Genomic DNA, 6,431 nt, shown 5'->3' with positions numbered 1-6,431 from the left:
GTTCATTGTGTGTCGGCAGCACTTCATGAGGAAAACGGTCCGACAAAAAGACCACCAGTCGGCCCGCTTTCGGCGCCACGCGCGTCACCAAGTCATCATCAAGGTTGTACACCACTAACTCACCGCCATCGGCGTCACACCACTCTTCGTTCATGTAGAACACCGTCGTTAGTTTGCGGTTCTCGTTACCACGAAAGCTGTCGAGGTGTTTGACGTAAAAGTCACCGGGTTCGTACTTAGCAAAATGCGCCTCATACTCAAACAGACCGAGAAAGAAATTCATGTTAACTTCGCGGCGAATGACTTCCATCTGCTCCAGATACTCCTGTACGGCAATGCCATGGCCCGCTGACAACCATTGGATCTTATCGCTGCGAATACTTTCTGCTCGCATGATATCGTCGTTACGCCCGATCCGTGCACGTTTCCAGTCTTCCGGAATGCTATCACGCAATGCTGAGACTTGTTGCGAAGTCAGAAAATCATCCCAAATGTAGAGGCCATCAGTGGCTAACGCATCTATCAGCTGTTGCATAATATTGAGTGTATTGAGGTAAAGGACTTGCGTTATAAGTCCAATAAGCCCGCGTAACAAATCAATATTTTTGTCGTGACCATAAAAGTAATTTTGCCAAAACCACGGTATCCAGCAATGCGGTGATCGCGTAGATAAACACACGCAGGTAGCCCTTAAAATAACAGCGCCCTGCTGAGGCAAGGCGCTGTTGTTGATAAGCTGTCAGGCAAAAAAGCTGGCAATCAGCCGTTTCAACCAGTCAAAAATACGTTTGAACACACCGCCTTCGTCCACTTGCTTTTGCGCCACCAGCGGCGCCTCAGCAACGGTTTTATCGCCGAGCTTATACACTACGCTGCCGATCTGTTGCCCTTGTTCAATCGGCGCAGTCAGATCAGCCGGGATCTTCATCTCCGCGCTTAGCTGAGCGGCTTCCCCTTTCGGCAATGTCAGATAGACTGCTTTTTCTAAACCCACAGGGACTTCGTTTTCACTGCCCATCCAGACGCGAGGCTTAGCCAGGGTTTCACCCGCTTTGTTCGGTGCCACCGTATCAAAGAAACGAAAACCATAACTGAGCAGTTGCTTGCTCTCCATTTCACGACTTTTGGTGCTACTGGAACCCATCACCACCGATATCAGACGCATATCTCCACTGGTCGCAGAGGTTGCCAAACTGTAACCGGCCCCACTGGTGTAACCGGTTTTCATGCCATCGACCGTCATACTGCGATCCCGCAACAGGCCATTGCGGTTGTACTGCGTGATGCCGTTGTAGGTAAACGAACGTTCGCTGTACAGCGGATAGATATCGGGCAGATCACGTATGATCGCCTGGCCGAGCAACGCCACGTCATACGGCGTGGTGTAAAGGTTGTCACTATCAAGACCATGCGGATTGGTAAATGACGAGTCCTTCATACCCAGCTTCGAAGCCCATGTGTTCATCATGTCAACAAACGATTGCTCGGATCCGGCTACGTGTTCTGCTATCGCAACGCTGGCATCGTTACCCGATTGCACAATCAAACCACGATAAAGATCCATCAGGTTGACGTATTTACCAACCTCTATGAACATTTTGGATGAATCAGGAAAATTTCTTGCCCAGGCATTTTCACTGATCCGAACCTGATCATCAGCCGAAATGTTACCGGCTTTCATCTCCTGCCCGGCCACATACGCAGTCATTAGCTTGGTCAGGCTAGCCGGGTTAAGTTTTTCATGCGAATTTTTCTCGACCAGCACCTGGCCGGTGTTGTAATCCATCAGCACGTAGCCTTTCGCCCCAATGCTGGGCGGATCCGGTACCACAGTCGGCGCGGCAAAAGAAGAAGCAGAAAAGAACACAGCGGAAGCGCTTAAGAACCCATAAATTGTTAATTTGTTTTGCATGACACCACACCAATTAATATGTCTGTCCTGAGTATAAACAATGCACTAGAAGGCATTCGCCGATATTTACGAATTTTTACTTAATATTGAGTTTTGTGGCAAAGAACAAAGAGTTACTAACATTTCACCCCAAAATTATCACAATATTTCTCTCAGTTTTGCGACACAGAAAAGTCAGCATCTACGCTGCTTTATAATACGTGAACGATTCATAACGGTGGCTGATATGTAATGCCCAGTGCCGCAGTATCGAGCACATCCTCCACCAATACCCTGTCAGAAAACTCAGGTAAGCGGTTTCGGATCGCAGATGAGACTGACACACTGGTGTATCCCGCCAGATCACCATTCCAGGGCCACATAGCATCGCCCACTTTGTGCCCTTCCGGCGCAATACTGCCATCAAATGGGGATTCTTCTTCAGGTAGAGGATACGTATCCAACCAGTTAGCACTAAGGTTGTTATCAATTCGATGCTGCTGCCAGTTTGCCCACAAACGGTCCACATTGGCATGATGTAGCCAGAACACCGGATCGTTAGGCGAAAACGCGCCTCCCATGTGACCACCAATAAAACGGTGACCGGCGTTATGTGTCTGCGGTAACTGCTCAACGCCCTGTTCCAGAATCAGCCAGAACACCCACAACGGATGGCGACCATTGATACTTTGATTGACTTGAGTCAGTGTGTTGAGCATTGCCTCGCTCGGTGACCAATCAGACTCCATGCTTCCCCGCTCAAGCGCGGTTCCCCGACTTTCAGCCAACAGACTATCGACACGAAACCCCACCAAACCACTTGGCCACCAAGGCGGCCTGCTTGAACCTGCGATCGTAAACTGCAAAATGCCATCGGTCACATCCTGTGGGCTACCCCAGCGGAGCGAACTCAGAAACTCTGGCGAGAATAAGACATTGGAGGCTCCAATGGCGTTTGACCAATCCCAGTATGGCAGCGTGACCGCTTCGCCCAACGCATCGGACAACGCCTGTTCAAACGCCCGCAGATATTGACGATGCCATGGCAAGAAACCAATATTGCCGTGCCCGAAATTGACACTGCGGTCGCCGCTGGTTGGCGTGAGTACCGCCATCACCGCTCCATGCAGGGCAACAAACTGATCGTACACACTAAAACCTTGATTGTTTTTGGTTGCTTTCAAGCGTGCAATCGCTTCAAGAAATGCCGCAATTTCGTCAGGTGTAAGATCGGTTGCGCTTTTTCTGATTCCCATCGTGACTCTCCTTACTTAAGTCCATGCTCACCAACTGGATGATGATGCTCTGAACCTCCTGGGTTGGTCCGTATGAGCTTACTGGCCGATGCATGATGTTCGTGGTGCCCCGTGGCACGTACTGTCACCAGTGCGGCAATCGTCGGCTGCCCAGATGAAAACGGAGTCTCTTCGGTGTTAAGTGAGGCGTCAATTAGCGACTTAAACGACTCTCCCTGGATAGTCCGAATCTCCAACAAACTCTGATACATGCTGGCAGGGCCAAGTTCAATACTCAGCTCTGCTCCTAGTCGATGAGGTTCTACGCTAATGTGTGCTCGTCGCACGGGCTCATGCGGACACGCGATGGTCGCTTGCAAGCCTTTCGCAACCCGACGATAAAAATCCACATCCGCCCCATCAAGAGCGGTCTTATTGATCATCAGTTCCAGTTTTTCAAACAACATGCCCGGCCCGTTGATCAACAGCTTGAGATGGTTGTCAGACAGATAAAAGTCAACCATTCGGGGACCAGCTTTACTCAGGACGACTACACTCATTGCATCACACCTTTCTATCGGGATGTCTGTGTGGCCTGTATCGGCACATGGTCACAAACAAGACTGTTCAGGCAGCATAGTAGTTGCGAATCCAGTTACCAGAAAATGTCCGTGATCTCACCTGGAAGTGTCTCCGAAAACACCCACAAAAAAAGCCGGCTGAATCAGCCGGCTTTTCCTCAGTGATCATCGCTTAAATGGCGAGCTTCTTTGTGTCTGGTCTCGGCGTGATCGCATCGCGATAACTGAACCACAGGTAAGTCACGACCACAGAGAAGAACAGGTAAGACAAAGCAAATACCAGCGGTGATGTAATTAGCTCTGCCGAAATACCCCAAGCAACACCGATGATCGTCACGGTGAACTTAGCGAAAACCCCCAGGATCAACAAAAACAACGCCAATTGAGGAAAACGTGTCGTGCGAAAGGCAAACCAGTAGCAGCTTCCCACGGCAAGTGCTGAAATCGACAGCCCGAGCATGAAAGAATGAAGATGATCCGCAGATGCCACACCTGCCGAAATTGAAGCCATGAAAATTAGAAGCAGTTTCATCTTATACCTCGCTTTTAGTAACCAAAAAGCATCCTTTCATTTTTGAAATCTCATTTTGCGTCTATTTTCTCCTTTTAAAAAGAAAGATCAAGCGCATAAAACACACAATTATTGAACACTTTACAACCGCAAAGTGTTTGTAAAGTAATGGTTAAAATATAAACTCTCTGAGTTATTGGCAGCATAAGGCATTATGGTAAAAAAGTTCACAAAAACGTGTCTGAATGTAACAAATGCTTAACTAAAATTTATTTTCGCTCTCAGTCAAAAAATGTGACGTCCGGCAATTACTCAGCACCTCTAACAAAAGCAACAACAAAGTTTTTATTTTTGAAATACTCAATAACGTGAGCTCGGCAACGATACGGATATCAGAATGTCGTTTTTGACCATCCGCTCTGCTAACTTTGCGCCACTCTTTTTCACTGGCTCACCAACATGCCCTCGCAGTACCGAATCAATAAAATCGTGGAAATAGGCGACACACTGCATCGCAGTGGCTGCGCACCTTACAAAGTTGAGAAATACACTCAGCATTATGCGCAAAAGCATGGCGTCGACGTGATGATTCAGGCAACCCCCACCACGATCAATTACCAGTTTCCGGATGACAATAATGCGGTGGTAATGAAGCGGCACAAACCGGCTTCCATCAACCTCAGCTTGCTGGCCAACACCATCATTCGTATCAATCAGCCAAGCAGTGAACCGGTACCTGAGCCTGTCGGGTATCCGTGGTGGGTCACAGCGCTGGCTAATATGGGAATTCCACCTGCATATCTGATGCTGGTAGGTAGTACTCTGGAGGCGATTGGTGTTTCGATATTTCTGGGATTAGTCGTCTGGCTGTGTCAGCGAGGCTGTCGCGGGCGACACGCCATTGCTGCCGAACTGATTTCAGCACTACTGACCGGCGTTATAGTGGCATTTCTTGCCAGCACCGGGCTGCCGATTCCTGTCTGGGCTCTGTGCATTGCTGCAGTGATTTTGTTTGTGCCCGGCCTCTCGATTGCCAATTCACTCGAATGCCTGGCCTTCAATGATCTGGTCTCCGGTACCAGTTTGTTTGGTCAAAGCGCGCTGACGCTGCTGAAACTGTTCGTCGGTATTGTGATGGGGCTGAACATTGGTGAGGCGGTATGGGGGCAAGCGCCCGCCACCACATACCACAATGAAATCCCGCTCCCGCTACACATCTTTGGTTTGTTTTTGTTATCGGTCTCGATTGGCATCATGTTTAACGCCAGGCCGAAAGACATTCTACTCGGCTCTCCGGTTGCCGTGCTGGGTATGTGGGGGCCGTTTTATCTCGGTTTTGACAGTGGCTGGGTCGTCGGGACCTGGGTGACAACGGTCTTGATCACGCTGTACGGCACATGGGTGGCAAAACGTTTGGATTTGACGGGGTCTATCTACATTGTGCAGGGTATTATCATTCTGGTACCCGGCAGCCGGGTGCTAGTGAGTGCCAGTCAGTCAGTTTTTGAGCAGTCGATCTTGCCCATTCCGAGTATTGGCCTTTCTGCCGTGTTCATGTTTGCGGCCATTGTAGCCGGACAAATTACCGCTTACTCGCTGTATTCACCTAAGATCGAACACTGATAAAAAGAGCCCTATTCGAAATCAGCACTTATGCTGCTTTTGAATAGGGCTCTTTGCCTCTGTGCTTTGCTTTTCGCTGGTAACTGCCTTTACCTTTCTTCGCTTTTTCAACTCGGGCTGTAAACAGTTGACTCGTCACTAGCGCTTTCAGCGCGTTGTCTTTAATCTGACCACGTCCCAGCTCGATATCATTGACCGGAGCTTGCTCAGAAACCTGGTGATGGGTTTTCTTACTCATCATCCTCTCCTATTGATAGATTCGGTTGGATTATTCACCAACACCAATAGAAGATCAATGAGCGACCATATTTCAACTGTATTAAATGCCAGTAAAAAATGGTCAAAATGAAACCTTGCGCATAGTTTCACAATGAGAACAAAAATAAATGACCTGTTTCCGGATTATTTGCTACCACTTAGCAATCGATTCCACTAAACTCGAAGCAGCTAGAAATGAAGTTCTTTGTCTACATACACTGTTCGTTGGATTACTCGTAACTCCCGTCGTGTCGTACGCAATAGCAATCAACGTTTCCACGCTAGAAGCGCCGAATATGGCTCAAGTTAATTTTTTATACATAGGATATACA

General features: G+C 48.5%; 7 protein-coding genes. 1 reads left to right on the top strand and 6 read right to left on the bottom strand.

Annotated features, from left to right (window positions below):
• The 5 genes from CAG65_RS10475 to CAG65_RS10455 form a co-directional block, all read right to left on the bottom strand.
• The coding region (locus CAG65_RS10475; protein ID WP_161453585.1) for a 2OG-Fe(II) oxygenase at positions 1–535 on the bottom strand (535 nt) is incomplete at its 3' end.
• A gap of 204 nt (positions 536–739) precedes the next feature.
• On the bottom strand, positions 740–1,912 hold the full coding sequence (locus CAG65_RS10470) for a D-alanyl-D-alanine carboxypeptidase family protein (protein WP_021706511.1): 1,173 nt from the start codon (positions 1,910–1,912) through the stop codon (positions 740–742).
• Positions 1,913–2,121: 209 nt separating this feature from the next.
• Positions 2,122–3,147, bottom strand: coding sequence for a tyrosinase family protein (locus CAG65_RS10465; protein ID WP_161453584.1), 1,026 nt, complete (start codon positions 3,145–3,147; stop codon positions 2,122–2,124).
• A gap of 11 nt (positions 3,148–3,158) precedes the next feature.
• Complete coding sequence (locus CAG65_RS10460) at positions 3,159–3,686, bottom strand: hypothetical protein (protein WP_161453583.1); 528 nt, start codon at positions 3,684–3,686, stop codon at positions 3,159–3,161.
• Between the two features lie 193 nt (positions 3,687–3,879).
• On the bottom strand, positions 3,880–4,239 hold the full coding sequence (locus tag CAG65_RS10455; protein ID WP_161453582.1) for an NADH:ubiquinone oxidoreductase: 360 nt from the start codon (positions 4,237–4,239) through the stop codon (positions 3,880–3,882).
• Between the two features lie 438 nt (positions 4,240–4,677).
• On the opposite strand from CAG65_RS10455, the gene CAG65_RS10450 reads away from it, so the two are divergent.
• Entirely contained in the window at positions 4,678–5,841 is a 1,164-nt protein-coding gene (locus CAG65_RS10450; protein ID WP_161453581.1) for a threonine/serine ThrE exporter family protein, read from the top strand.
• Positions 5,842–5,869: 28 nt separating this feature from the next.
• On the opposite strand, the gene CAG65_RS10445 is transcribed toward CAG65_RS10450, so the two are convergent.
• Positions 5,870–6,079 (bottom strand): alternative ribosome-rescue factor A, encoded by a 210-nt coding sequence (locus CAG65_RS10445; RefSeq protein ID WP_272926117.1) that lies wholly within the window; start codon positions 6,077–6,079, stop codon positions 5,870–5,872.
• Positions 6,080–6,431 lie beyond the last annotated feature (352 nt).

Origin of the sequence: Vibrio sp. V39_P1S14PM300 (assembly GCF_009904765.1) — a bacterium.
Taxonomy (GTDB): Bacteria; Pseudomonadota; Gammaproteobacteria; order Enterobacterales; family Vibrionaceae; genus Vibrio; species Vibrio proteolyticus.
The sequence above is the reverse complement of the archived record's forward strand: the minus strand, read 5'-3'. Positions and strand labels throughout refer to the sequence as shown.